Annotated in this window: 26 protein-coding genes and 1 tRNA gene; 11 read left to right on the top strand and 16 right to left on the bottom strand. The window is 67.5% G+C overall.

The features are described from left to right. The first annotated feature begins 21 nt into the window (after positions 1 to 21). The gene (locus OJF58_RS18285; protein ID WP_300779146.1) at positions 22 to 963 is read left to right on the top strand and encodes an ABC transporter permease; all 942 of its coding nucleotides are present in this window, start codon (positions 22 to 24) and stop codon (positions 961 to 963) included. A gap of 82 nt (positions 964 to 1,045) precedes the next feature. Beyond that, complete coding sequence (locus OJF58_RS18280) at positions 1,046 to 1,924, top strand: ABC transporter permease (protein ID WP_300785318.1); 879 nt, start codon at positions 1,046 to 1,048, stop codon at positions 1,922 to 1,924. A gap of 13 nt (positions 1,925 to 1,937) precedes the next feature. Here OJF58_RS18280 and OJF58_RS18275 read toward each other — a convergent pair whose 3' ends face one another. From OJF58_RS18275 to OJF58_RS18260, 4 genes are all read right to left on the bottom strand, one after another. After that, a complete protein-coding gene (locus OJF58_RS18275) occupies positions 1,938 to 2,195 on the bottom strand; it encodes a hypothetical protein (protein WP_300779144.1) in 258 nt (85 codons plus the stop codon). A gap of 78 nt (positions 2,196 to 2,273) precedes the next feature. Then, entirely contained in the window at positions 2,274 to 2,840 is a 567-nt protein-coding gene (locus OJF58_RS18270) for a GNAT family N-acetyltransferase (RefSeq protein WP_300779143.1), read from the bottom strand. A gap of 14 nt (positions 2,841 to 2,854) precedes the next feature. Continuing rightward, entirely contained in the window at positions 2,855 to 3,505 is a 651-nt protein-coding gene (locus OJF58_RS18265) for a hypothetical protein (RefSeq protein WP_300779142.1), read from the bottom strand. Next, the gene (locus OJF58_RS18260) at positions 3,506 to 4,795 is read right to left on the bottom strand and encodes a hypothetical protein (protein WP_300779141.1); all 1,290 of its coding nucleotides are present in this window, start codon (positions 4,793 to 4,795) and stop codon (positions 3,506 to 3,508) included. A gap of 239 nt (positions 4,796 to 5,034) precedes the next feature. Here OJF58_RS18260 and OJF58_RS18255 point away from each other — a divergent pair, with 239 nt between their 5' ends. Beyond that, positions 5,035 to 5,991, top strand: a complete 957-nt coding sequence (locus tag OJF58_RS18255) for a LysR family transcriptional regulator (protein ID WP_300779139.1) — start codon at positions 5,035 to 5,037, stop codon at positions 5,989 to 5,991. A gap of 1 nt (position 5,992) precedes the next feature. Here OJF58_RS18255 and OJF58_RS18250 read toward each other — a convergent pair whose 3' ends face one another. The 6 genes from OJF58_RS18250 to OJF58_RS18225 form a co-directional block, all read right to left on the bottom strand. Then, positions 5,993 to 7,051 carry a HoxN/HupN/NixA family nickel/cobalt transporter gene (locus OJF58_RS18250; protein ID WP_300779137.1) on the bottom strand — a complete coding sequence of 353 codons (1,059 nt, stop codon included), beginning with the start codon at positions 7,049 to 7,051 and terminating at the stop codon, positions 5,993 to 5,995. Positions 7,052 to 7,100: 49 nt separating this feature from the next. Beyond that, entirely contained in the window at positions 7,101 to 7,526 is a 426-nt protein-coding gene (locus OJF58_RS18245; protein WP_300779135.1) for an HIT family protein, read from the bottom strand. Further along, the gene (locus OJF58_RS18240; RefSeq protein WP_300779134.1) at positions 7,523 to 8,464 is read right to left on the bottom strand and encodes an ATP/GTP-binding protein; all 942 of its coding nucleotides are present in this window, start codon (positions 8,462 to 8,464) and stop codon (positions 7,523 to 7,525) included. The genes OJF58_RS18245 and OJF58_RS18240 overlap by 4 nt, the downstream gene beginning before the upstream one ends. Further along, entirely contained in the window at positions 8,461 to 11,157 is a 2,697-nt protein-coding gene (ppdK, locus tag OJF58_RS18235) for a pyruvate, phosphate dikinase (RefSeq protein WP_300779133.1), read from the bottom strand. The genes OJF58_RS18240 and ppdK overlap by 4 nt, the downstream gene beginning before the upstream one ends. Positions 11,158 to 11,162: 5 nt before the next feature. Further along, positions 11,163 to 13,214 (bottom strand): glycine--tRNA ligase subunit beta, encoded by a 2,052-nt coding sequence (glyS, locus tag OJF58_RS18230; RefSeq protein ID WP_300779132.1) that lies wholly within the window; start codon positions 13,212 to 13,214, stop codon positions 11,163 to 11,165. Between the two features lie 159 nt (positions 13,215 to 13,373). Next, entirely contained in the window at positions 13,374 to 14,279 is a 906-nt protein-coding gene (locus tag OJF58_RS18225; RefSeq protein WP_300779131.1) for a glycine--tRNA ligase subunit alpha, read from the bottom strand. 169 nt (positions 14,280 to 14,448) lie between these two features. Between OJF58_RS18225 and OJF58_RS18220 the strand changes: the two genes are divergently transcribed. Together OJF58_RS18220 and OJF58_RS18215 are read left to right on the top strand one after the other, a co-directional pair. After that, positions 14,449 to 14,685 (top strand): AbrB/MazE/SpoVT family DNA-binding domain-containing protein, encoded by a 237-nt coding sequence (locus tag OJF58_RS18220; RefSeq protein WP_300779130.1) that lies wholly within the window; start codon positions 14,449 to 14,451, stop codon positions 14,683 to 14,685. 1 nt (position 14,686) lies between these two features. Further along, positions 14,687 to 15,094, top strand: coding sequence for a type II toxin-antitoxin system VapC family toxin (locus tag OJF58_RS18215; RefSeq protein WP_300779129.1), 408 nt, complete (start codon positions 14,687 to 14,689; stop codon positions 15,092 to 15,094). A 6-nt stretch (positions 15,095 to 15,100) separates the two neighbouring features. Here OJF58_RS18215 and OJF58_RS18210 read toward each other — a convergent pair whose 3' ends face one another. Beyond that, positions 15,101 to 15,334, bottom strand: coding sequence for a hypothetical protein (locus OJF58_RS18210; protein ID WP_300779128.1), 234 nt, complete (start codon positions 15,332 to 15,334; stop codon positions 15,101 to 15,103). Positions 15,335 to 15,404: 70 nt separating this feature from the next. Here OJF58_RS18210 and glpD point away from each other — a divergent pair, with 70 nt between their 5' ends. Next, complete coding sequence (glpD, locus tag OJF58_RS18205; RefSeq protein WP_300779127.1) at positions 15,405 to 16,934, top strand: glycerol-3-phosphate dehydrogenase; 1,530 nt, start codon at positions 15,405 to 15,407, stop codon at positions 16,932 to 16,934. A 74-nt stretch (positions 16,935 to 17,008) separates the two neighbouring features. After that, on the top strand, positions 17,009 to 17,572 hold the full coding sequence (locus OJF58_RS18200; RefSeq protein ID WP_300779126.1) for a Spy/CpxP family protein refolding chaperone: 564 nt from the start codon (positions 17,009 to 17,011) through the stop codon (positions 17,570 to 17,572). Positions 17,573 to 17,676: 104 nt separating this feature from the next. On the opposite strand, the gene OJF58_RS18195 is transcribed toward OJF58_RS18200, so the two are convergent. Further along, complete coding sequence (locus OJF58_RS18195) at positions 17,677 to 18,513, bottom strand: aspartate dehydrogenase (RefSeq protein WP_300779125.1); 837 nt, start codon at positions 18,511 to 18,513, stop codon at positions 17,677 to 17,679. A gap of 113 nt (positions 18,514 to 18,626) precedes the next feature. On the opposite strand from OJF58_RS18195, the gene OJF58_RS18190 reads away from it, so the two are divergent. Both OJF58_RS18190 and OJF58_RS18185 read left to right on the top strand, forming a co-directional pair. Next, positions 18,627 to 18,703: transfer RNA gene (locus tag OJF58_RS18190), tRNA-Pro, on the top strand. Between the two features lie 146 nt (positions 18,704 to 18,849). Continuing rightward, a complete protein-coding gene (locus OJF58_RS18185; protein ID WP_300779124.1) occupies positions 18,850 to 19,692 on the top strand; it encodes an aminoglycoside 6-adenylyltransferase in 843 nt (280 codons plus the stop codon). 101 nt (positions 19,693 to 19,793) lie between these two features. On the opposite strand, the gene cysC is transcribed toward OJF58_RS18185, so the two are convergent. Both cysC and cysD read right to left on the bottom strand, forming a co-directional pair. Then, positions 19,794 to 21,668 (bottom strand): adenylyl-sulfate kinase, encoded by a 1,875-nt coding sequence (gene cysC / locus OJF58_RS18180; RefSeq protein ID WP_300779123.1) that lies wholly within the window; start codon positions 21,666 to 21,668, stop codon positions 19,794 to 19,796. Beyond that, a complete protein-coding gene (gene cysD, locus OJF58_RS18175; protein WP_300779122.1) occupies positions 21,665 to 22,594 on the bottom strand; it encodes a sulfate adenylyltransferase subunit CysD in 930 nt (309 codons plus the stop codon). The genes cysC and cysD overlap by 4 nt, the downstream gene beginning before the upstream one ends. A 229-nt stretch (positions 22,595 to 22,823) precedes the next feature. On the opposite strand from cysD, the gene OJF58_RS18170 reads away from it, so the two are divergent. Together OJF58_RS18170 and OJF58_RS18165 are read left to right on the top strand one after the other, a co-directional pair. Beyond that, positions 22,824 to 23,666, top strand: a complete 843-nt coding sequence (locus OJF58_RS18170; RefSeq protein WP_300779121.1) for a sulfotransferase domain-containing protein — start codon at positions 22,824 to 22,826, stop codon at positions 23,664 to 23,666. 63 nt (positions 23,667 to 23,729) lie between these two features. Beyond that, on the top strand, positions 23,730 to 23,945 hold the full coding sequence (locus OJF58_RS18165; RefSeq protein ID WP_300779120.1) for a hypothetical protein: 216 nt from the start codon (positions 23,730 to 23,732) through the stop codon (positions 23,943 to 23,945). A 19-nt stretch (positions 23,946 to 23,964) separates the two neighbouring features. On the opposite strand, the gene OJF58_RS18160 is transcribed toward OJF58_RS18165, so the two are convergent. After that, positions 23,965 to 24,726: a sulfite exporter TauE/SafE family protein gene (locus OJF58_RS18160; RefSeq protein ID WP_300779119.1), complete on the bottom strand. Its 762-nt coding sequence runs from the start codon at positions 24,724 to 24,726 to the stop codon at positions 23,965 to 23,967. Between the two features lie 118 nt (positions 24,727 to 24,844). Then, complete coding sequence (locus OJF58_RS18155) at positions 24,845 to 25,618, bottom strand: SDR family oxidoreductase (protein ID WP_300779118.1); 774 nt, start codon at positions 25,616 to 25,618, stop codon at positions 24,845 to 24,847. Positions 25,619 to 25,642: the final 24 nt, after the last annotated feature.

Below are 25,642 nucleotides of genomic sequence, written 5' to 3'. Positions count from 1 at the left end.
CGCGCGGCGCCGCTGCCGCCCATGCTGGCCTTCCTCACCCGCCGGCTGCTGCAGATCGTGCCGACGATCGTGCTCGTCTCGATGCTGATCTTCGGGCTGCAGCAGCTCCTGCCCGGCGACCCCGCGCTGATCATGGCGGGCGAGGAGCGCGATCCGGCGGTGCTGGCGCAGATTCGCGCGCAGTACCGGCTGAACGATCCGGTGCCGGTGCGCTACCTCTTCTGGGCCAAGGGCGTGCTGGCGGGCGACCTCGGCGAGTCGATGCGGCTCAAGAGCTCGGTCGCGAGCCTCGTCGAGGAGAAGCTGCCGGTGACCCTGCAGCTCGGCGCCATGGCTCTCCTGTTCGCGCTCGGCATCGGCATCCCCGCCGGTATCGTCTCGGCGGTGAAGAAGGAGACGGCGTGGGACTATGCCGCCAACGTCTTCGCGCTGTGGGGCCTCAGCACGCCCAATTTCTGGCTGGGGATCCTGCTGATCTTCCTGTTCTCGGTGACGCTCGGCTGGCTGCCGGCCTCGGGCTACGTGCCGCTCGGCGAGGACTGGCGGCAAAGTCTCGGCACCACCATCATGCCGGCATTCGTGCTGGGCAACGCGCTCGCCGCCGTGCTGATGCGCCATACACGCGGCGCCATGCTGCAGGCGCTGGGCGCCGACTATGTGCGGACTGCGCGCGCCAAGGGCCTGCAGGAAGGCCGCGTAGTGCTGAAGCACGCTCTGCGCAACGCCATGACGCCGGTGATCACGCTGGGCGCGCTCGAGTTCGGCACCCTCCTCTCGGGCGCCGTGCTGACCGAGCAGGTCTTCACCATCCCGGGCTTCGGCAAGCTGATCGTCGATTCGGTGTTCAACCGCGACTATGCCGTGGTGCAGGGCGTCGTGCTGGTAACGTCCACGATCTACATCACGCTGAACCTGCTGGCCGACATCGCCTACATGCTGGTGAACCCGAGGCTGCGCGGATGACTTTTTGTTGGGAGAGACTCTTCCGGACGGCGGGCTTCCAGCCCGCTCATGAGCGCGCAAGATGCGCGCAGTCCGCATGACCATGACTGCCGCTTCGGCCGACATCGGGCTCGCAGCCCGCGAGGAAAACCCCTGGGCCCGCGCCTGGCGGCGGCTGCGGCGGCGCAAGGGAGCGCTGATCGGGCTCGGCGTGGTGCTGCTGTTCATCGCCGTTGCTCTGCTGGCGCCGTGGATCGCGCCCTACGATCCCACGGCCACGAGCTGGAGCCTCGTGCGCAAGCCGCCGTCGTGGGCACACTGGTTCGGCACCGACGAGGTCGGCCGCGACGTGCTGTCGCGCATCGTCTGGGGCGCGCGCGCCTCGCTCGGCGCCGGCGTCGTCTCGGTCGGCATCGCCGCGGGCTTCGGCGTACCGCTCGGCCTTCTGGCGGGCTATGCCGGCGGCTGGGTCGACGCGATCCTGTCGCGGCTGGTCGATGCCATGCTGGCCATTCCCTTCCTGATCCTCGCCATCGCGCTGGCGGCCTTCCTCGGCCCGAGCCTCGGCAATGCCATGATCGCGATCGGCGTCACTGCGACACCGGTGTTCGTGCGGCTGACGCGCGGCCAGACACTCGCCGCCAAGGTCGAGGACTATGTCGAGGCGGCCCGCGCCGTCGGCAACCCGCACTGGCGCATCGCCTTGCGCCATGTGCTGCCCAACATCGTGCCGCCGCTCCTGATCCAGGTGTCGCTGGCCGTCGCCGGCGCCATCATCGCCGAGGCGGCCCTTTCCTTCCTCGGCCTCGGCCAGCAGCCGCCCGCCCCGTCCTGGGGCAGCATGCTGAACACGGCGCAGCGCTTCATCGGCCAGGCGCCGTGGATGGCGATCTGGCCCGGGCTCGCGATCTTCGCCGCCGTGCTCTCCTTCAACCTGCTGGGCGACGGTCTGCGCGACGCGCTCGATCCGCGCCACAGGTAGCCGTTGCGCGCCCTCAGTTCGGCAGGCCCGCCTCCGTACCCTCGAAGGCGGCGCCGGCGGTGACCGTGGTCGCCTTCTCCTCGACCAGCATCTGTGCCACGGCGAGAAAATGGACCAGCTCGTTCTCGCCCAGCCGCTCGGCCTCGTCGATCAGCTCGCGTACGCCGTGCCACACCCGGAACAGAGCCGCAGCCCGCTTCTTCTCCGACAGGGCCTGGCGCCCGCGCCGTCGGCGGACATTGGGTTCGACGACGATTTCAAACACCCCCATCCACGCTCCCGCTCAGACGGATTTCCCTGTTACCCCGGGGCCCACTGTAGCGCGAGCTGTGCGTTGCGTCCGCCTTCTTCAATTCGAGACGGTGCCGGGCGGCATGCCGGTGGAATCGAGCCGGCCGTCGCGGCGCAGGACGAGCGCCTCGGGCGCCTCGATTTCGGGCAGCGGCTTGGAGGGATCCACCGCCTTGACCATGGCGACGATGCGCTTCTCGCCGGCATCCGGGTCCTCCGCGACCAGCCGACGCCAGCCCTGCTTCTCCCAGTAGCCGACGTCTCGCGGCAGGGCCTGCGCGTAGAGCATGTTGCAGCCGCGGGCCTCGGCCTGCGCCCGGCACCGCTCGAGCAGCACGCTGCCGATATTGTGGCCGCGGAAGCGCTGGATCACGGCCAGCCGCTCCGGCATGGCGAACGACTGGAACCAGCGCAGACGCACCGTCCCGACCGGCTCGTCGCCCACATAGGCGATGATGTGGGTGGCGCCGAAATCATGGCCGTCGAACTCTTCGGAGAAAGGCACATCGAGCTCGCCGATGAAGCAGGCCGCCCGCACGGCGAAGGCCTGGAGCGAGTCCTCCATCTTCATGGCGAGCTTGGTCACGACCGGTTCGCCTCCGACATTCAGCGCATCTGCTCGCATGATTCATCCCCCTTTCAATGTGTCCGCTGGCCGGCATGATCTGTGGTCGCGGTCCGGTGCCTCGCGCGTCCCGCATGCGGATTGGTCGGCGTCCGCTCCATCGATTTCTCCAGGATGCCGGGCCGGTCGAGCTTGTCCTCCGGTCGATTGAGCACCATCGGATCGGTGTGCACGGTCGGCCGGGTCGCCTCGTCGACTTCGAGATCGCAGACGAAAGTGCCGTACTCGTGGTCGGAGAAATGGAACACCTTGTCGTCGAGCTTCCGATAGCCGCCGCGCTGCATGATCTTCCACAGCCGATGCTGCGAATGCAGGACCACCCTGGGATAGCCCTTCTTGCGCGCGAATTCCTTCGCCCATGACAGGAACGGCAGGAAGAGGCCCATGCTGCGGTAACGCTTGAGGAAGACGGCGCGCTCGAACTTGACGAAGCCCGAGAACCAGCGCAGCCGCATGCACGCCGCCGGCTCGCCCTTGACGTACAGGATCAGGTGACTGGCGGAATAGTCGTTGCCATCGAACTCTTCCCAGTACGGACAGTGCTGCTCGCCCATGTAGACGGCGGCGCGCAACGCATAGCATTGCATGAGCTCATCGGACGTCGACGCGAGCTTGATCGTCACGTCGGGACGATTTGGTATCGCTGTCGAAATAAGCCCGGTCATCTAAACCCCCTCGCTAAGCACGCCATTGTCGTTCCGGAAGCGCCGGCCGCCGGCCACTACTACAGGAACGTTGGCGGACAATTGTGTGAGAACGTCCGTCACGACGCCCGACGTCATTCCCTTGGCGCCCCTACGGATGGCGGTGGCGGAGACGTTGTCACGCCGCAGGATGCGCCAAGGGTAGATCCATCCACACTCGTCATAGATTTGCCGCACCAGCATCCCGCCGAGATCGGTGCCGTGCAGGCCGTGCAGGCGCGCGCCAGGATGGGCCTTCTTGACCGCCGCGATGACTCCCTGGAAGCCCCGGCTGTCGTAGGTCTCGCGCATGAAGGCGACCTCGACCTTGTCGGCCATTCCCGCCTCCGCCACCGCGAGCTCGATCAGAGCCTTGCGCGTCTCGGGCGGCAGGAACATGCGGCCAGTGGGAAAATAGTCGACGTTCACGTCGGCTTTCTCGGTCTTGTCGTAGATCTGGAAGCCGTTCTCCAACCGCGCGACGCGAATCTGGCCCTTGCGGAAGGCTTCCGCGTGCAGGCGAGGCACCAGCGTCGGATGGATGATGACCTTGTCGAGGCGGCGCTGCTCGATCGCCCGGCGCACGATCGCGAGATGCGTGTTGTGGAAGGGGTTGAAGGTGCCGAAGAACAGGCCGATCCCGCCCTTCGGAGCCAGCTTCGAGCGCAGGTCGGACAGCAGGCCGATCCCGAACAACAGCGTGCCGAAGACGAATCCCACGACCAGGAAGGCCTCGCGCGCGAGCGGAATGCCGGCCGTCCCGAGCGCCGTCAGCACCAGGTTCACGGAAAGACCGACCAGCACGTTGCGGTTCGCGTCGCCGATGCCGCGCTGGTACAGGAACAGCGCCAGATACTGGACGCCCTGCGAGGCGAGCGTGGTCACGAGCGCCGCCCCCGCGGCGCCGCCGACCGACGCCATGCCTGCCTTGTTGAGCGCTCCGCCCCACAGCATCACCGCGAAAACCACCAGATTGAAAATGTATTGTGGGATGAACCGCCCGAGCCGGCCGCCTGTCACGAAGCCGAAACGATTGTTGGCCCAGAGCTCGGCCTTGTTGCTGAGCTTGGCGTAGCTCGGCAGGAATATCCCGACGAACAGTGACACGCCGATCAGGGCAGGGTTAGCCCAACTGCCGTGCGCGTATGCATAGCTGAGATACGTCAAAAGGCCGACGAACGCCGCCATGCGCGTCGATGGACTGCGCAGGTAGCGACCGATCTTGTCCGGCAGGCCCGACCTGGCCGTAGATTTGCTGTCCGTGCTAACCACGGCCACCACAGTACCCCGTTCGAACGTCAATCGAAAAAACCACTAAGGATTGATTGACTAACGAATACGAGGACTAGATACAGAGTGGCGACTCAAATTACCGGGGGACTCAAGAAGCCCGGCTAGCACACTACAAAAGAGACAGAAAACGACATTCCACAAGCAATGGTGTAGGATAAAGCATATGGCCTTCTCAAAGTAAATGTTCTGACTCAAGACCTATTGTATCGATTGTTACTATGGCGATTAGTTCCCCGCGCATGAACAAGGTGCCGAACATCCTCGGCGATTGGGACGATGTCAGGTTCTTCCTGGCCGTCGCCAAGACCGGCAGCTTCAGCGCCGCTGCGACGCAGCTCAACACCAAGCAGACGACGGTCGGGCGTCGCATCCAGGCGCTCGAGCGGCGTCTCGGCGCCAAGCTGTTCGACCGCCACCGCCACGGCATGGAGGTGACACCGGCGGCGCGTGGCGTGCTCGTGCAGGCCGAGTCGATGCTCGCCAACGCCACGTCGATCGAGCGGCATCTGGCCGGCCTCGACCGCGAGATGGCGGGCGTGGTGCGCGTGGCGGCGACCGAAGGTATCGCCGCCAACTACCTGGTGCCGCGTCTCAGCGACCTGCGCAAGGCGCATCCCGACATCGTCGTCCAGGTGATCGCAGGCGACGCCGTGCTCGATCTCGCCACGCGCCAGGCCGATCTCGCCATCCGCTTCTTCCGGCCGACCTCGAACCAGCTCGTCGCCGCGCGGGTCGGCCAGTTCGGCATGTCGATTTTCGCGGCCCGCAACTACGTCGAGGAGTTCGGCCTCCCGCAAAGGCTCGAGGATCTGCGCGAACATCACATCGTCGACCACACGACGCTGCACAACCTGCCGACGATGAAGCCGTGGACCGAGATCGTCGAACGCAGCCACAACGTCGTCCTGCGTACCAACTCGTCCTACGCGGCCATCGAGGCGGTGCGCGTCGGCTACGGGATTTCGGTCTTCCCCAACTACGTCACCAAATCGTCGAACGTGGTGGCCGCGCCGATCGACCTCAACATCACCCGCGACATCTGGCTGGTGAGCCACGAGGAGACGAACAAGGGCGCGCGCATCCGCGTCGTGATCGACTACATCCGCGACCGCTTCCGCCAGGACGAGCGCGAGTGGTTCAGCCTTCATTCCAACCGGCCGATGGTGGCGGCGTAGGTCAGGAACGCCGCTCCGGCGCGGCCTCGTCGAGACGCTTGTAGCGCCAGATCGCCACCGAGCCCGTCCAGGTCGCGACCAGGAGGGCGACGAGCGCGAGGCCGAGCTCGTTGAGATGCGCGCCGGCCGCCTGCGCGGCGCTCCAGAAGGCGCCGTCCAGACCGAACCGGTCGGCCAGCAGGCCGAGCAGCTCGATGGTGCCGATCAGCACCGCCACCACCACCGAGACCAGGGTGATCACGAGATTGTAGTAGAGCTTGCGCAGCGGGTTGACGAACGCCCACTGGTAGGCGCCCAGCATCAGCACGCCGTCGGTCGTGTCGACCGGGGTCATGCCGGCGGCGAACAGCGCCGGAAACACCAGCATGGACCAGAGCGACAGGCCCTTCGCCGACTCGCTGGCGGCGATGCCGAGCAGCGAGACCTCGGTCGCGGTGTCGAAGCCCAGCCCGAACAGGAAGCCGAGCGGGAACATGTGCCAGCTCCGCGTGATCAGCCGGAACAGCGGCCGGAACAGGCGCGCCAGCAGGCCGCGGCTGTTCAGCAGGAGATCGAAATCCTCCTCGACGTAGCGTCCGCCGCGGCGGACATGGCGAAAGGTGCGCCAGACGGCCAGCAGGATGGCGAGATTGATCGCCGCGATCGCGAACAGGAACAGCGTCGAAACCGCCGTGCCGATCAGCGAGCCGATCTCGTGGAAGGCCTCGAAGTGCCGCGCGATCAGCGTGGCGGTCGCGGCCACCGCCGCCGCCGCCAGCGCCACCACCGTCGAATGGCCGAGCGCGAAGAAGAAGCCGACCAGCAGCGGCCGCTGGCCCGTCTGCATCAGCTTGCGCGTCACATTGTCGATCGCCGCGATATGGTCGGCGTCGACCGCGTGGCGCAGGCCGAAGCCGCAGGCCAGCAGCGCCACGCCCAGCAGGGCCGGATGGTCGCGGAAAGCGAGCAGCGCCCACGCCCAGGCCACGAGGTTGACCGCGATCAGGACGGCATAGAGCGCGAGGAGACGGGGGCGCAGGTGATGCTTTTCGGTGGAGCGCGCGACGCCAGGGATGCTCATGATTGCGCCACTGGCGTGGCGCGCTCCGATGACTTCCTCGGCGGCATCCTCACAGCGCCGCCTTGAGCCTGGCGGCGACGGCCTCGATCTCCTTCATGTCGCCCGGCACCGGCGTCCAGTTGAGCGAGACATTGTCGCCCGCCCGGCGCGGCATGATGTGGATATGCAGATGCGGCACCGACTGGCCGGCCGCTGGCCCGTTCGCCTGCACGAGATTGACGCCGGCCGGCGCCAGCGCCTTGACCACGGCCTTCGCCACGCGCTGCGCCGTGCGTGCGACATCGGCGAGCACGTCGGCGGGAATGGCGTCGACCGTCGGCCAATGGCCCTTGGCGACCGCGAGTGCGTGACCCGGATTCACCGGGTTGATGTCCATGAAGGCGATGGTCATGTCGTCTTCCACGAGCTTGAAGCAGGGCAGCTTGCCTGCGACGATCTTGCAGAACACGCAGTCGGCGTCGGTGGGATGGGTCATCGCGGTCTCTCCAGAAGGCTGCTCAACTCGCGCAGGCGCTCGAACGGCTGCCCGCCCGCCGGCAGGGCCGCATCCAAGCCAAGGGCGGCCAGTCTTGCAAGGCCGCGCGTGCCGTAGCGCTCGCGCAGCGCTTCGCGCACCCAGCCTTCGCTCTGGCGATGGCGCGCGATGGCGAGCCGGCCTTCCTGCGCAAGATGCGCGCGATGCGCCTCGAGCGCCGCCATGAGCGCGTCGACGCCCGCACCGCTGCGCGCCGAGATCGCGAGCGTCCTCGGCGGCCAGCCGTCCGGCCCGGCGCCGGCGAGCGACAGGGCGCCCGCGACGTCGCGGCGCGCCTTCTCCGCCGAGATGCCGGTATCCGCCTTGGTGACCACGACCAGGTGGGGGATCTCGACGATGCCCGCCTTCATGAACTGCAGCGAATCGCCGGAACCGGGCTGGACGCAGAACAGTACCGTGTCGGCGACGCCCGCGACATCGGTCTCGGACTGGCCGACACCCACCGTCTCGATCAGGACGCGGTCGAACAACGCGCGCATCACCACCATCGCCGCGAGCGTCTGGTCGGCGAGACCACCCAGCCGGTCGCGCGCCGCCATCGAGCGCACGAAGCTGCCTTCGTCGGCTGCATCGGTCGTGATGCGCACGCGATCGCCGAGCAGCGCACCGCCGCTCGTCTTCGAGGACGGATCGACGGCGATCACCCCGACCGTGAGGCCGGCCTTGCGCCAGGCCGCGACCAGCGTCGCGCACAGCGTCGACTTGCCGACGCCCGGCGGGCCGGTGACGCCCACGACCGCCGCACGTGGATGACGCCAGGCCTCGTCGAGCAGCGCCTGGGACGCGGCTGAATCGGGATCGCGTTCCAGCTTCGCAAGCGCCCGGGCGAGCGCGCGCTTGCTGTCCTCGCCGCCCGGCCGCAGCGCGGCGAGGCTCATTCGGTCTTGAGCGCGCCGCCCAGCGCCGCCTGCGCCGCCGCGAGCCGCGCGATCGGCACGCGGAAGGGCGAGCACGAGACATAGTCGAGGCCGGCCTTGTGGCAGAAGAACACCGAGGCGGGATCACCGCCGTGCTCGCCGCAGATGCCGAGCTTCAGACCGTTGCGGACGCGCCGGCCGCGCTCGCGTGCGATCTCGATCAGCTCGCCCACGCCCTCGCTGTCGAGCGAGGCGAACGGATCGTGCTCGAGGATGCCCTTCTGCCGGTACTTCTCCAGGAAGGAGGCCGAATCGTCGCGGCTCAGGCCGAACGTCGTCTGGGTGAGATCGTTGGTGCCGAAGCTGAAGAACTCGGCCGTCTCGGCGATGTCGCCGGCGCGCAGCGCGGCGCGCGGCAGCTCGATCATGGTGCCCACCATGTATTCGAGCTTCTGGCCCGACATCTGGCTCACCTCGGCGGCGACCTGGTCGACCACGGCCTTCATCAGGTCGAGTTCCTTCTTGGTCGCGACCAGCGGGATCATGATCTCGGGCGTGACCGTCTTGCCGTCCTTCTTCTGCACCTCGGCCACGGCCTCGAAGATGGCGCGCGCCTGCATCTCGTAGATCTCGGGATAGGAGATGCCGAGCCGCACGCCGCGATGGCCGAGCATGGGGTTGAACTCGTGCAGCTTGTGGGCGCGCGCCTCGATCTCCTTCATGTCGACGCCGAGATCCCGGGCGACCTGCGCCATGTCGGCGTCGGTCTTGGGCAGGAACTCGTGCAGCGGCGGATCGAGCAGGCGGATGGTGACGGGCAGCCCGGCCATGATCTCGAACAGCTCGACGAAGTCCTGGCGCTGCATGGGCTGGATCTTGGCGAGCGCCGCCCGGCGGCTCTTCTCGTCGTCGGCCAGGATCATCTGGCGCACCGCCACGATGCGGTCGCCCTCGAAGAACATGTGCTCGGTGCGGCAGAGGCCGATGCCCTCGGCGCCGAACTTGCGCGCCTGCGCGGCGTCGGCCGGCGTCTCGGCGTTGGCGCGGATTCCCAGGCGGCGCACCTCGTCGGCCCACGCCATCAGCTCGGCGAAGTCGCCCGAGAGCTCGGGCTGCACCGTCGGCACCACGCCCAGCATGATCTCGCCGGTGCCGCCGTCGAGCGTGATCTCCTCGCCCGCCTTCACCGTCGTGCCGCGCACCGAGAGCGTGCCCGCGTTGGCGTCGATGCGCAGGTCGCCGGCGCCGGCGACACAGGGCTTGCCCATGCCGCGCGCCACGACCGCCGCATGGCTGGTCATGCCGCCGGTCGAGGTCAGGATGCCCTGGGCCGCGTGCATGCCGTGGATGTCCTCCGGCGAGGTCTCGCGGCGGACCAGGATCACCTTTTCGCCGCCGCGCGCCTGCTTCTCCGCCTCGTCGGCCGAGAACACGACCTTGCCCGAAGCCGCGCCGGGCGAGGCCGGCAGGCCCTTGGCGATCACCTTGCGCTGGGCCTTGGGGTCGAGCGTCGGATGCAGGAGCTGGTCGAGGCTCGCCGGCACGATGCGCTCGACCGCCTGCTTCCGGTCGATCAGGCCCTCGCGCACCATGTCGACCGCGATCTTGAGCGCGGCCTTTGCGGTGCGCTTGCCGTTGCGCGTCTGCAGCATGTAGAGCTTGCCGCGCTGCACGGTGAACTCGATGTCCTGCATGTCGCGATAGTGCTTCTCCAGCGTCTCGCGCACCCGCGAGAGATCGGCGAACACCTCGGGCATCACCTCTTCCATCGCCGGCGCGTCGGACTTCTGCGCCTTCTTGCCTTCGACCGTGAGATGCTGCGGCGTGCGGATGCCGGCAACGACATCCTCGCCCTGCGCGTTCACCAGATACTCGCCGTAGAACAGGTTGGTGCCGGTCGAGGGATCGCGCGTGAAGGCGACGCCGGTCGCGCAGTCGTCGCCCATGTTGCCGAACACCATCGCCTGCACGTTCACCGCCGTGCCCCAGCTCTCGGGGATCGAATGCAGGCGGCGGTAGGTGATGGCGCGCTGGTTCATCCACGAGCCGAACACCGCGCCGATCGCGCCCCAGAGCTGCTCGCGCGGCTCCTGCGGGAACGGCTTGCCGGTGCGCTTCTCGACGATTTTCTTGTACTCGCCCACCACCGAGCGCCAGTCGTCGGCCTTGAGGTCGGTATCCATGTGGATGCCGAGATCCTCCTTCTTGAGCTCCAGCGCCTCCTCGAAGTAGTGATGCGCGACGTCGAGCACGACGTTGGAGTACATCTGGATGAAGCGGCGGTAGCTGTCCCAGGCGAAGCGGTCGTCGCCCGAGGATTTGGCGAGCCCCAGCACCGTCCTGTCGTTCAGCCCGAGGTTCAGGACCGTGTCCATCATGCCGGGCATCGAGGCGCGCGCGCCCGAGCGCACCGAGACCAGCAGCGGATTGTCGGCATCGCCGAACTTCGCGCCGACGATCTTCTCGACGGCGCCCAGTGCCTTCTCGACCTCGTCGCCGAGCCGGGGCGGATAGCTCTCGTTGTTGGCGTAGTAGTAGGTGCAGACCTCGGTCGTCACGGTGAAGCCCGGCGGCACCGGCAGGCCGAGGCTCGACATCTCGGCGAGATTGGCGCCCTTGCCGCCCAGAAGATTGCGCATGTCGGCGCGGCCTTCGGCCTTGCCGTTGCCGAAACTGTAAACCCACTTCGTCTTCTGGGCGCTGTCCTGAGCCATCTTGTTCAGCCCTCGATCCTCGAAAAGTCCGCCACCGAATCCATGGCGGCCCGTATCTGGTTGAGCAATTTCAATCTGTTCAGCCGCAATTGCGGTTTGTCAGCGACATTCACTGTGACCATTTCGAAAAACGCGTCGATCGGCGCACGCAGACCGGCGAAAGCATTCATTGCGCCGGAAAAATCCTCGCGCTCCAGCGCCGGCCTCACGGTCCGCTCCATCTCGGCCAGCGCCGTGGCAACGTTTTTCTCCTCCGCTTGTTCCAGCAGGGCGGGATCGGGCATGCCGGCAATCTTCTCTTTCAGGCCCTTTTCCTTCTTCTCCTCGGCGCGCACGATATTGGCGGCGCGGCCGTAGGCGGTGAGCAGATTCTTTCCCGCCTCCGTGCCGAGGAAGGACTGCAGCGCCTCGACGCGCGCCAGCAGACGCACCAGATCGTCCTCGTGACCGATCGCGAAGACGGCATCGACGATGTCGTGCCGCACGCCCTGCTCCCGCATCTGCACCTTCAGGCGGTCGGCGAAGAAGGCGAGCAGGTCGGCCTCCTTCAGGAAGCGCGCGAGCGGCAGCCGCAGCCGGTTCTCGACGATCAAGCGGATGACGCCGAGCGCCGCGCGGCGCAGCGCGAAGGGATCGCGCGAGCCGGTCGGCTTCTCGCCGATCGACCAGAAGGAGACGAGCGCATCGAGCTTGTCGGCGAGCGCCACCGCGACCGACACGGGCGCGGAAGGACAGCGATCGTTCGGCCCGGCCGGCGCATAGTGATCGCCGATCGCCTCGGCGACCGCCATCGGCAGCTTCTCGCCCAGCGCGTAGTAGCGCCCCATCACGCCCTGCAGCTCGGGGAACTCGCCGACCATGCCGGTCACGAGATCGGCCTTGCAGAGCTCGGCCGCCATCATGACCTGCACCTTGTCGCTGCCGGGGATGTATTCGGCGAGCGCGGTGGCGAGCGCCGCAATGCGTTGCACGCGATCGGCCTGCGTCCCGAGTCTTGCGTGGAAGACGATGTCCTTCAGCACCGGCAGCCGCTCTTCCAGCCGTCGCTTGCGGTCCTGATCCCAGAAGAACTTGGCGTCGGCGAGCCGCGAGCGCAGCACCCGCTCGTTGCCAGCGACGATGGTTCTGCCGCCATCGCGCGCTTCGTTGTTCGCGACGACGACGAAACGGTTGGCGAGCGTACCGTCCGGCCTGGTCGTCGCGAAATAGCGCTGATGCGTCTTCATGGAGACGATCAGCACCTCGGCCGGCACGTCCATGAACTCGGCGTCGATGGTGCCGAGCAGCGGGACCGGCCATTCGACCAGGCCGGCCACCTCGTCGAGCAGCGCCTCGTCCTCCTTGAGCGCCACCTGCGCCTCGCGGCTGAGCCGCTCCGCTCCCTCAAGGATGATCTTCTTGCGCTCGCCGGCATCGAGCACGACATGCGCCGCGCGGAGCTTTTCGACATAGTCGGCGAAGCCCGTCACCTTGATCTCGCCCTTGCTCAGGAAACGATGGCCGCGCGTGCTGTCGCCGAACCTGATGGGCGCCATCTTTCCGCCCGGCGCCACCTCGCCCGCCAGCACCTTGCCGTCGAACAGCGCGACGATGGAATGCAGCGGACGCACCCACTGCATCGTGCCGCTGCCCCATTTCATCGACTTGGGCCAAGGCAAGGCTCTCAACGCCGCATCGATGATGCCGGGCAGTGCGTCGGCCGTCGGGCCGCCCTTCTTGCGGATCACCGCGAACCAGAACTCGCCCTTGCCGGTATCGCGCTTCTCGGCCTGGTCGAGCGACGACAGCCCCGCCCCTTTCAGGAAGCCCTGGATCGCCTGCTCCGGCGCTCCGCCACGCGGCCCCCGCTTCTCCTCGCTGACGTCGGCCCTCATCGCCGGCAGACCGTCGACCATCAGCGCGAGCCGCCGTGGCGTCGCGAAGGCGCGCGCCTCGCTGAAGTCGAGTCTGGCCGCCTTCAGCCCCTCGCACACGAGCCGCCTGAGATCCTCCGCCGCCCGCGTCTGCATGCGCGCCGGAATCTCCTCGCTCAAGAGCTCGAGGAGAAGCTCAGCCATGGCGCAGCCTCTTCTCTTCGGACGTTCCAACCTCTCCCGTGTCATCCCGAGCGCAGCGAGGGATCCTTGGTCGGCGCTGCGAAAGATCCCTCGCTGTGCTCGGGATGACACCGATCTTGCTGCAAGCGTCCTTCGCTCCCATGAGATGGAGGTCGGCCATCACGCCGCCACCTTCTCGACTTGCGTCGCAAGCCAGGCCTCGCAGCAGGCCTTGGCCAGCGTGCGCACGCGCAGGATGTAGCTCTGCCGCTCGGTCACGCTGATGACGCCGCGCGCATCCAAGAGATTGAAGCAGTGCGAGGCCTTTATGCACTGCTCGTAGGCCGGCAGTGGCAGTCCGTTCTCGACCAGGCGACCGCATTCCTTCTCGGCGTCGGCGAAGTGGCGGAACAGCATCCCGGTGTCGGCATGCTCGAAGTTGTAGGCCGACTGCTCCTTCTCGTTCTGCAGGAACACGTCGCCATAGCTGAGCGGCACCTCCGACTCGGGCGCATTGAACGGCAGCTCGTAGACCGTCTTCTTGTCGAAGAGATACATCGCGAGCCGTTCGAGCCCGTAGGTGATCTCGCCCGCCACCAGGTCGACCTCGATGCCGCCCACCTGCTGGAAGTAGGTGAACTGGGTGATCTCCATGCCGTCGCACCAGACTTCCCAGCCCAGCCCCCAGGCGCCCAGCGTCGGGCTCTCCCAGTCGTCCTCGACGAAGCGGATGTCGTGCAGCGTGGTGTCGATGCCGATCGCCTCGAGCGAGCCCAGGTAGCGTTCGAGGATGTCGGTTGGCGACGGCTTCAGGATCGCCTGGAACTGATAGTAATGCTGCAACCGGTTGGGGTTCTCGCCATAGCGCCCGTCTTTGGGCCGGCGCGAGGGCTGCACGTAGGCTGCATACCAGGGTTTGGGCCCCAGCGCGCGCAGGGTGGTCGCGGTGTGGAAGGTCCCGGCGCCCATTTCCATGTCGTAGGGCTGCAGGACGACGCAGCCCTGGCGCGCCCAGTAATCCTGCAGCGTCAGGATCAGTTCCTGGAAGCATCGTGGCTTGGCGCGCGCCGCCGAGAGCTTGGACACGGAACATCCTCGAGCGTGAGAAGGCCTTGTCTTTCCATGACTTAGGCCGTTTTTGCGGTGCGGCAAAATAGGTGCCGCCCCCGGGTGGGTCAAGCGGGGATCACTGGCAGATCGATGCCGAGAGGCCTAAGGTAATACCAAAATGGAATACTTCCTTACCGAGGCCGTCATGAGCACCACCGTCACAAGCAAGGGCCAGATCACTATTCCCAAGCAGGTACGCGATCTGCTGGGTATCGGCCCTGGCAGCCAGATCGATTTCGAGCGGGCGCCGGATGGCCGCATCGTCCTGGTCAAGGTCGAGGAGAAGAAGAGCCGGCCGAACCGTTTCGCGCGGCTGCGCGGCCATGCCGGCCGGGGTTTGAGCACGGACGAGATCATGGCCATGACGCGCGGCGAACGCTGACGTGACCCTGGTCGACAGCAACGTCCTCCTCGATCTCGTGACCGACGATCCCGATTGGGCGGCATGGTCATTGGCCCGGCTCGAAGAGGTCGCGCTCGCGGGCCCGGTGCTCATCAACGACGTGATCTATGGCGAAACCTCTATTCGTTACAGCCGGATCGAGGATCTCGATGCCATGCTGGCCGAAGCGAAGATCGAGCTGGCGCCGATACCGCGTCCCGCCTTGTTCCTGGCAGGCAAAGCGTTCCAGCAATACCGTCGTGCCGGCGGCATCCGTAGCGGAGTGTCGCCCGATTTCTTCATCGGCGCTCATGCCGCCGTCGAGGGTTGGCCTCTGCTGACCCGCGATGCCGGCCGCTACCGCGGCTATTTTCCGAAGCTCACGCTGATCGACCCGCATGGCCGATGAAGGAGTTCACGGGCAGTCCGGCCGGCCGCATTTGCCGGCGGCGACCGAGACATAGGCGCCGCAGACGGCGCAGCGGCGGGTGTCCTCGACGATAGGCTTGCCCGCGGGCGGCAGGCTCGCGGGCTGCGGGGGCGGTGCGGCCGGCCGCCGGTTCATGCCCAACAGCGCCGACAGCCAGCCCCGCACGGTGCTCCAGGCGAGGTAGCCCGCGACGGCGAGGATCGCCAGCTTCAGCAGCACTCCCATCCCGCCTGTTTGCGGGCCGCGCACAAACCGGTCAAGCGCGCTATATGTCCGTCCCATGAATGGAATGGAAGGCCGGCCGCTCGATCTGTTCGTCGTGGGCGGCGGCATCAATGGCGCAGGCATCGCCTGCGACGCGGCGGGCCGGGCCCTTACGGTCGGCCTCTGCGAGATGAACGACTTCGCGAGCGCCACCTCCTCGGCCTCGACCAAGCTGATCCATGGCGGCCTGCGCTACCTGGAGCACTACGAGTTCCGGCTGGTGCGCGAGGCGCTGATGGAGCGCGAGGTGCTGCTGGCCAAGGCGCCGCATCTTTCCAGGCCGATGCGCTTCGTGCTGCCGCACGAGCCCCATCTCAGGCCGCGCTGGATGCTCCGGATCGGCCTTTTCCTCTATGACCATCTCGACTGGCACATGACCCTGCCCAGGTCGAAGGCGGTCGACCTCCTGCACTCGAAGTTCGGCGTCGGCCTGAACGGCAAGTTCAAGAACGGCTTCGTCTACTCCGACGCCTGGGTCGACGATGCCCGGCTGGTGATTGCGAACCTGAAGTCGGCGCGCAACATGGGCGCGCGCATTTACGCCCGACATCGCTGTGTTTCGGCGCGCCGGACGGCCGACGGCAGGCTGTGGGAGGTCGAGCTCGCCGCGCCCGGCGGCGAAACGGTGACGCTGCGGGCGCGCGGCCTGGTCAATGCGGCCGGTCCCTGGGTCAAGCATTTCCTCGACGAGCAGACGGAGGTGCGCACGCCCAAGCGCGTGCGGTTGGTGAAGGGCAGCCACATCGTGGTGCCGCGCCTGCACGAGGGCGAGCACGCCTTCATCCTGCAGAACAGCGACAACCGGATCGTGTTCGTGATCCCCTACGAGCGGGACTATTCGCTGATCGGCACCACCGATATTCCCGTCGAGAGCAGCGAGAAGCCGGTCTGCTCACCCGAGGAGATCGCCTATCTCTGCGACATCGCCGGCCACTACATGAAGAAGCCGGTGACGCCGGCCGACGTCGTCTGGACCTACTCGGGCGTGCGCCCGCTGTTCGACGACGGCGACGACGATCCCTCCGCCGTCACGCGCGACTATCATCTCGAGGTCGACGCACCGGAAGGCGGCGCGCCGATCCTGTCGGTGTTCGGTGGCAAGATCACGACCTACCGGCGGCTCGCCGAGCATGCGCTGGAGGACCTGCGGAAGTTCTATCCCGCGATGGGCGCGGCCTGGACCGCGCACAAGCCGCTGGCCGACGGCGAGCTGGCCAACGCCCCCTCCTTCGACGAGGCGTTCGACCGCTTCGTGGCCGGCGCCTGCGCCGCCAAGCCCGGCCTGCCCGGGGAGCTGGTGCGCGTGCTGGCGCGCCGCCACGGCACCGGCCTCGACGATCTTCTCGAAAACGTGAAGACGCCGGCCGATCTCGGCCGTCACTTCGGCGGTCACCTCTACGAGGTCGAGGTGCGCTACCTCGTGCGGGAGGAATGGGCGGTCGAGCCCGACGACGTGCTGTGGCGGCGCACCAAGGAGGGCCTCGCCCTCACCGCCGACCAGCGCATGGCCTTCGCGCACTGGATGCGCGCGCAACGTCCGAACGCACGCGGCTGAAATTCCGGGGAACGTTTGGCGCGATCGCGCCGTACAGAGGGTGTGGGAGAGTTCCGCAGCCTTTGGAGTCCACGATGACCCGTCGCCCCCTGTTCGTGGCCGTGCCGACCGCCCTCGTGGCGGCGGCCGGCCTTGCCTGGCTGACCTCGGCCTCCGCCTCAGACGGTGGGTTCGAGCGCGCGCCGCAGATCGCCCAGGCAACCCCGCCGGCCGCTCCGGCTCCACCGCCGGCGGCCGGCGGCCCCGAGCACATGAAGCACATGATGCAGCACCAGGCCTTCTCGCCGCAGAAGACCTGCCTGGAGGAGGTGGCGCGCCGCATCGGCAACCGCGCCTACCTGAAGGCGCGGCTCGATCTCAAGCCCGAGCAGACGGAGGCGTGGAACGCCTTCGAGAAGGCAGCCGACGCGGCCAGCGCCAAGGAGAAGACGCGCTGCGCCGGCCTGCCGGCCACGCTCGACAAGCGCCCCGACTTCGCCCAGCGCCTCGAGATGCGCGAGAGCTATATGAAAGCCCGGCTGGATACGATCGAGGCGGTGAAGCCTTCGCTCCTCACGCTCTACGGCGCACTGACGCCGGAGCAGAAGGAGATCCTCGACCGCTCGGCGTCGATGGGCATGCATCATCATCGCGGGTGACGCGCCGCAGACGACGAATCGTGTCATCCCGCGCAGCGAGGGATCTTTGGTCCACGGCCGCGAAAGATCCCTCGGCTTCGCCTCGGGATGACACAGCAAGACGGCTACCAGTCGCTGGCGCGCACCATCTTCATCAGCTCGTCGGCCATGGTGAGCGCCGTCAGCACGCCGGTCTTGGGATTGTCCGGCATGGCGCGGCCCAGCCGCTCGAGCCTGAGCTCGCCCGAATCGCTCACCACCTCGAGCCGGCTCGCATTGGTGCCGGGCGGCAGGGTCGGGTCGGCGACCAGCTCGATGTCGGTGCGATCGAGCCCGGCGCCGCACAGCGCCACCGTCACCGCGAGGTTGGCGTTCTTGGGATAGAGCCGGCCCGCATCGGCCGGCGTGCCGCGGAAGATCACCGTGGGCTCGCGGATCGCGGGCAGGTCGAAGTCGGTCTCGGCCGGGGTGCCGCTCCAGGCGTGCGGCGGCTTGATCGAGGTGTACTTCACGCGCTCGAGCTTGCCGAGCCGCATCGCCAGCAACCCGTCGAGCCCCGCGATCGCGCCCGACGGCAGGCGAAGCCGCGCGCCGCTTTTGGCGGCGGCCGCGAGGTGCTTGTTCCAGAGTTTGGGATCGCCATAGGCGCCGGTCGCGATCACCATGAGATCGATCCCCTTCTTCAGGATCGTCTCGCCCCAGTCGCGCACCGCCTGCTGGCTCGCCGCCTCCACCACGACGTCGGGCTCGAGCTTCAGGAGCGCCCGCAGCGTCTCGACCACGGCGACCTTGCGCCCGACCTTCTTCTGCGTCTCCCTGGCCCGGCCCGGCCGCACCAGCACGCCCACGATGTCGATCGCAGGCTTCTTCTCGGCGAACACGTCGAACAGCATCTGGCCAATCGCGCCGTAACCGATCAGCGCGATCCTGAGCCGCTTCTTCCTGCCCTTGCCTTTGGCCATTTCGCCTCCCCGCGAAGTCGCGCGACTATAGCCGCCGGGCGGCGCCCTTGCGACCCCGGGAGGGCGCGGCTATAACCCCGCCTCCCGAGCGGAGGCGGACTCCGCGGCGCTGACGGAGTGTAGCTCAGCCTGGTAGAGCACTAGCTTCGGGAGCTAGGGGCCGGAGGTTCGAATCCTCTCACTCCGACCAAATCGAAACGATCCGAGACGACGCATCGAGAGATGCGTCGTTCTCTTTGGAGCGCGCCACTCCAGCGGCGCTCATGCAGTGTCGCAACAAGACATGCGCTGCAGCTGACTTCTTACGGTCGCCGCCTTGTTCTTGGAAGGGAGCCGATGGACTTGGCAGTCAGGGACCGCATCCTCGCATCGATCCTGGATTGGGCCGAGGCCCACGGCGATGTCGTGGCCGTGGTCCAGACAGGATCGCTCGCGCGCAACGATGGGGACGCCGACGCCTGGTCGGATATCGATCTCGAGATCATCGTCCGCGATCCTGTGTCGTTGGCCGACGACGATGGATGGATCGGCACGATCGCCGATCTTGTCATCGTGCTCCGCCTCGAGCAGGACGGCTGGCCGACCCGGCTCGCGATCTTCGAGGGCGGCGTTAAGGTCGATTTTACCCTCGCTGGCCGGCCGCGCCTTCAACGCATGATCGACCGGCGACACCTCATCCCGCTGTACGAACGTGGCTATCGTGTCCTGCTCGACAAGAACGGCATCGCGAAGGATCTGCCGGCGCCTTCCCACAGCTTTCCCGTCCGGTCCCTACCTTCCGGGGGCGACTTCCGCCGTCGCGTCGAGGAATTCTGGTTCGAGGCCTTTCACGTCCCGCGCTATCTCGCGCGCGGCGACCTCTTTCTCGTCAAGCAGCGCGATTGGACGATGAAGGAGCTTCTGCTCGAAATGATGGAATGGCATGCCATCACGCATGGCGCCACGCCGGCCGACGTCTGGCACCTCGGAACTCGGATGCAGCGATGGACCGATCCCGACACCTGGCAAGAGCTGCAGCGGACCTTCGGCCGCTTCGACGCCGAAGACGCCCGCCGCGCCTTCGAGGAGACGACGCGTCTTTACGGCCGCCTGGCCCGCGAAGTCGCGCACACGGCCGGTTTCCGCTATCCCGAAGCGGTCGAGGCGAAGATCAGGGCGACCTTTCTTCAGCGCCCGTAAAGACCAGGAGCGGGTCCGGCGCGCGGTATCATCTTACTCCACCGCCCGGTGGGCCGCGGAGGCTTACCACAAGCGTGAAAAAATTTGCGAAAAGACCGCGATCAGGCGGGCGGCGTCGCCAGCACCCGCTCGATCACCCGCTCGGCGGCCTGCTCGGGGTCGAGGTCCAGCGTGCGCAGCGCGAGGTCGGGCGACTCGGGCGGCTCGTAGGGCTGGTCGCGGCCGGTGAGGTTGGCGACCTTGCCGCGCGCGGCCTTGGCGTAGAGGCCCTTGGGGTCGCGCTGGCGGCAGATCTCGGGCGGGGTGTCGACGAACACCTCGAGGAAGCGGCCTTCGGGCAAGAGCGCGCGGGCGCGCGCGCGGTCGACGCGGAACGGCGAGACCAGCGCCACCAGCACGATCAGCCCGGCATCGGCCATCAGCTTCGCCACCTCGCCGACCCGCCGCACGTTCTCGGCGCGCGAGGCCGCGTCGAAGCCGAGATCGGCGTTGAGGCCCTGCCGCAGGTTGTCGCCGTCGAGCAGCATGGTCTGGCGACCGAGCGCCACCAGCCTGCGCTCGACGGCGTTGGCGATGGTCGACTTGCCCGAGCCCGGCAGGCCGGTGAGCCACACCACCGTCGCCCGCTGCCCCTTGGCGCGCTCGCGGATGACGGGCGTCACGTCCTCGGGCTGGTGATGGACGTTGGTCGCGCGGTCGAGGCTTTCGACCGCCATGCCGGCCGCCACCGTGCCGCCGGTCGCGGGATCGATCAGGATGAAGGCGCCGGTGGCGCGATTGTCGCCGTAGGGATCGAAGGCGATCGGCGCCGCGGTCTCGATCTCCACGCGCGCGATGCCGTCGGGGCCGAGCGCCTGGCCCGGCACGCGCTCGAGCGACTCGATGTCGAGCGTGCCGGCGATGCGCGCGATCGTGGCGGCGACGGTGGCGGCGCCGATCTTGAGGAGAAGGCGCCGGCCCGGCAGCGCCGGCACCTCGTCCATCCAGACAAGGTCGGTGGCGAGCCGGCGCGCGACGGTCGGCCGGTTCTTCGGATCGGCCAGCAGGTCGCCGCGGCCGAGATCGATCGCCTCTCCGAAGACGAGCGTCACCGAGCGGCCGGCCGCCGCCGCCGGCAGATCGCCGTCGAAGGTGACGATGCGCGCCACCTCGGCCGTCCGGCCCGATCCTTCGGCCACGACGCGGTCGCCGACCTTCACCGTCCCGCTGGCCACCGTGCCGGCGAAGCCGCGGAAGTCGCCGTTCGGGCGGTTGACCCATTGCACGGGAAAACGGAATGGCCCCTCCGCCTCGTCGCCGGTCTGCACGGTCTCGAGATGCCGCAGCAGCGCCGGCCCGCGATACCAGGGCGTGCGGTCGCTGCGCGCAGCGACATTGTCGCCGTGGCGCGCGGAGAGCGGGATCGCGACCGGCGATTCGAAGCCGAGCGGCGCGGCAAAAGCTGTGAAGGCGCGCTCGATCTCGCGAAAGCACGCCTCGGAAAAATCGACCAGGTCGATCTTGTTCACCGCCAGCACGACATGGCGGATGCCGAGCAGCGACACGATGACGGCGTGGCGGCGCGTCTGCTCCACGAGCCCCTTGCGCGCATCGACCAGCAGGACGGCGAGCTCGGCGTTCGAGGCGCCCGTCACCATGTTGCGCGTGTATTGCCGGTGACCCGGCGTGTCGGCGACGACGAACGCCCGCCGCGTGGTCGAGAAGAAGCGATAGGCGACGTCGATGGTGATGCCCTGCTCGCGCTCGGCCTCGAGCCCGTCGAGCAGCAGGGCATAGTCGATGCCGTCGCCGGTGGTGCCGAAGCGCCGCGAATCCTCCCGCAGCGCCTTCGCCTGGTCGTCGAGCAGGCCGGCCGCATCGGCGATCAGCCGACCGATGAGGGTCGACTTGCCGTCGTCGACCGAGCCGCAGGCGAGGAAGCGCAGTGCGCCGCGACGCGGCACGACGGCCAGCGGCATCTCCCCGCCGGCGTTCAAAAATAGCCCTCCCGCTTCTTGCGCTCCATCGAGGCCTGCGCCGCGGCGTCGACGAGGCGGCCCTGACGTTCAGACGAGCGCGAGGCGACAAGCTCGGCGATCACCGCCGCGACGTCGTCCGCCTGCGATTCGACCGCGCCGGTGAGCGGCCAGCAGCCGAGCGTCCGGAAGCGCACGCGCCGCAGCATCGTCTTTTCGTCCGGCCGAAACCGCATGCGCTGGTCGTCGACCGCGATCAGCGCGCCGACGCGCGCCACGACCGGCCGCTCGGCCGCGAGATAGAGCGGCACGATCGGGATCGCCTCGGCCTGGATGTAGGTCCAGACGTCGAGCTCGGTCCAGTTGGAGAGCGGGAAGACGCGCATCGTCTCGCCCGGCGCAAGCCGCGTGTTGAAGAGCCGCCACAACTCGGGCCGCTGGCGCCGCGGATCCCAGGTGTGAGCCGCGCCGCGGTGGGAGAAGATGCGCTCCTTGGCGCGCGCCTTCTCCTCGTCGCGTCGCGCGCCACCGATCGCCGCGTCGAAGCCGTGCCGGTCGAGTGCGCTGTGCAGCGCCTCGGTCAGCATCAGCCGGGAATACTCGCCCGTCGCGGTGTCGAACGGATTGACGCCGGCGCGTACCGCTTCCTCGTTGCTGTGCACCAGCAGCTCGAACCCGTAGGCCTTCGCCATCCGGTCGCGGTGCTCCAGCAACGCCCGGAAGTCCCAGCCGGTGGCGATGTGCAGAAAGGGAAAGGGCGGCGGCGCGGGATGGAAGGCCTTGCGCGCGAGATGGAGCAGGACGCTCGAATCCTTGCCGACCGAATAGAGCAGCACGGGCTTGCGGAACTCCGCCACCACCTCGCGCAGGATGTGGATCGACTCGTCCTCCAGCCGTTGCAAATGCGGCGACAGGCGCGAGGCCAGGGCCAAGGTCGAGGACGGCATGCTTCAGTTGGTGTAATCGACGGTATGCAACTTTAACAGGTGCATCCGGCTTCGGTGAAGGTGCAAACTGGCTTTGCGCGCCGCCAGATGGAATGGCCGGCATTTTGCAAGGAAAGGAATCTCGACCAGCGCCGGGGATGAACCGTCCCCGCCTCTCGTATCCGTGTCGGTGGGGTCGAAAGCCCCCGGCGCGGCCATAAACGTCAAGAAAGACAAGAAAAGATTACGGATGAGATACAACGTTGTCGTCGCCACCCACCACAAGACGGGAACCGTCTGGATGGATGGCGTGTTCAAGGGGATCGCCGCCGACCTCGGCGTGGCCTATATCGATTTCAAGGTCTGGTACGAGCATCGGCGCGAGCAATTGTCGGAAGCGCTGAAGGCTCCCTTCATCCTTCTCAGCACCGATTCGGACTTCCGAAGCCATGGATCCCTGCTCGAGCGGGAGGACGTGCGCGTGCTCCATCTCATCCGCGATCCGCGCGACGTGGTGATCTCGGCGATGCACTACCACAGGAAGTCGAAGGAAAGCTGGCTGCACGAACCGGTGCCCGGCTACGACGACGTCACCTACCAGCGCCGGTTGAAGGGCCTGCCGAACACGCATCAGCGGTACATCTACGAAATGGAGCATTCCTCCGGCGGCACGGTGCAGGACATGCTGCGCTGGCGCTACGGCCGGCCCGACTGCTTCGAGGCGCGTTACGAGGAGCTGAGACAGGACATCGAGCTCCGCTACTGGCGGCGGATCACCGCCTTCCTGGGCTTCGACGCCGCCGAGCGGAAGATCTGCGACGCGCACTTCTGGCGCAACAGCCTGTTCGGCGGGCTGTCGCGGCTCGGCAACAGGCACGTGCGCTCGGGCGACATCGGCCAGTGGAAACGCGAGTTCACGGTCCCGCTCGCCTATGCCTTCATCGGGTGCTTCCCCGGCGCCTTGCAGGCGCTGGGCTACGAGGCCGACCACAACTGGGTGCTCGACCTGCAGCATGCGCCGCCGCGACGGCGCTTCGGCGACAGCGCCCTGCGCCCCCTGCGCGAGCTGAGCCGGGCCTTCTCGTTCTTCTAGCCCGGCGGTGGCGATCGGGAACCGCATGGGCGACGCCGCGTTCACTCGGGCGGAGGCTTCTGGATGGGTTCCGCCACTTCGATCGTGGTCCTGCTGCTGGTGTTTTCCGTGCCCGGCTCCAACGGTGTCGCCACGACGCAGAAGATCGACTTCAAGAGCCGGCAGGACTGCGAATCCTTCCGCGACCAGGTGGTGCACGCCTGGGACGGCAGCTTCGACAAGCAGCGCAATAGCACCAAGCCCACGGCCTGGGGCCTTTGTGTCGAGAAGCCGCTCTGATCAGGCGATGCCGCTCTGATCAGGCGATGAAGGTACGCAGCAGGCCGAACGTTCCCGTCGCGAACAGGATGCCGAGCGCCACGTTGCGGTAGAGCCGCTCGCTCGCGAGGCCATGGAACAGGCGCCCGCCGAGCCACGCTCCCAGGATCATCAGCGGAAACAGCACGACAGCGCGGCCGAGCGCATCCCAGCCCGCGACCCCGCTTGCCAGCACGATCACGATCAGCAGGAACTGCGTGAGGAAATAGTAGGTGACGATGTTGGCACGGTTCACATGCGGCGGATCGCTGCCCGAGAGGAGGTAGAGCAGCACCGGCGGCCCGCCGACGCTGGTGGTCGCCATCATCGCCCCCGAGACGGCGCCCACCGTGACGGTCGCCGCCGTCGACCGGCCGCCGCGATACTTCCAGCCGCTCCACATCAGCACGACGAAGGCCACGATCACCGCCGACACCGCGGTGACGATGGTACCCTTGTCGACGCTCGCCAGCGCCCAGACGCCGAGCGGCATCGCCACGCAGGCGGCAATGCTCATGGGGCCGAGCGTCTTCCAGTCGGCGCTGGCGCGTACCTGCGGGAAGAGCTGCAGCGAGACGACCAGCTCGATGGCGACGATGGTGACGACCATCTCGGCCGAACCGAACAGGATGGCGAAGATCGGCGCCATCAGCATCGCCGAGCCGAATCCCGCAAAGCCGCGCATCAGTCCGGCGACCAGCGTCACGCCGATCGCGATCCACAGACCTGTATCGGCGAAGAGGTGGTGGATGTAGGGGAGCATGAGAAACGCCGTCGCCCCGAAACCGGTGTCATCCCGAGGCGAAGCCGAGGGATCCTTAATGCGCCGCGAGCAAAGATCCCTCGCTGCGCTCGGGATGACACATCTCTATTGGCGGGAGCTACTTCCTCTGCCCCTCGCCCGTCCTGTCGCGCAGGCGCTGCATGCCGCGCAGCCAGCGGTCGCGGTCGAGCTTGCGGGCCATGTACTCTTTCACCTGGGGATGGGTGAGAATCAGGAACGTCTCGGCGTCCATCGCGTCGATCACGGTCTGGGCCACGGCGTCGGTGTTGAGCACGCCGTCGACCGACGCGGCCGTGGCGCCGGCCATGCGCAGCATGTCGGTGTCGACCGCCTGCGGGCAGAGCACCGACACGCGGATGCCCTTGTCGCCGTACTGGATCGCCAGATGCTCGGCCAGCGCCACCGCGGCATGCTTGGTGACGCCGTAGGGCGCCGAGCCCATCGAGGCGAGCAGGCCCGCCGCGCTCGCCGTGTTGAGCAGATAGCCCGACTTGCGTGCCAGCATGCCGGGCACCAGCGCCCGCGCGGCATAGACATGCGCCATGACATGGATCGCCCAGCTGTCGGCCCAGTCCTTGTCGATCGCATCCTCGTGCCCGCCGCGGCCGATGCCGGCGTTGGAGAAGAAGATGTCGACCGGGCCGAAGTGCCGCTCGGCCTCGGCCACGAGATGGCGAATGTCGGCCTCCTTCGCGACGTCGCAGGCGACCGCGACTCCCTCGATGTCCCTGGCCACCTTGTCGAGCCGCGCCGCATCGCGATCGGCGACGACGACGCCCTTGGCGCCTTCCCTGGCGTAGCGTCGGGCGATCGCCTCGCCGATTCCCCCCGCCGCGCCCGTGACGACGCAGACCTTGTCCTTGACTTTCATGTCTTCTCCCAATCAGCCTCTTCT

It is taken from the genome of Enhydrobacter sp., from assembly GCF_030246845.1.
Lineage (GTDB): Bacteria > Pseudomonadota > Alphaproteobacteria > Reyranellales > Reyranellaceae > Reyranella.
Note: the sequence above shows the minus strand (reverse complement) of the source record. Positions and strands in the feature narration are given on the sequence as shown.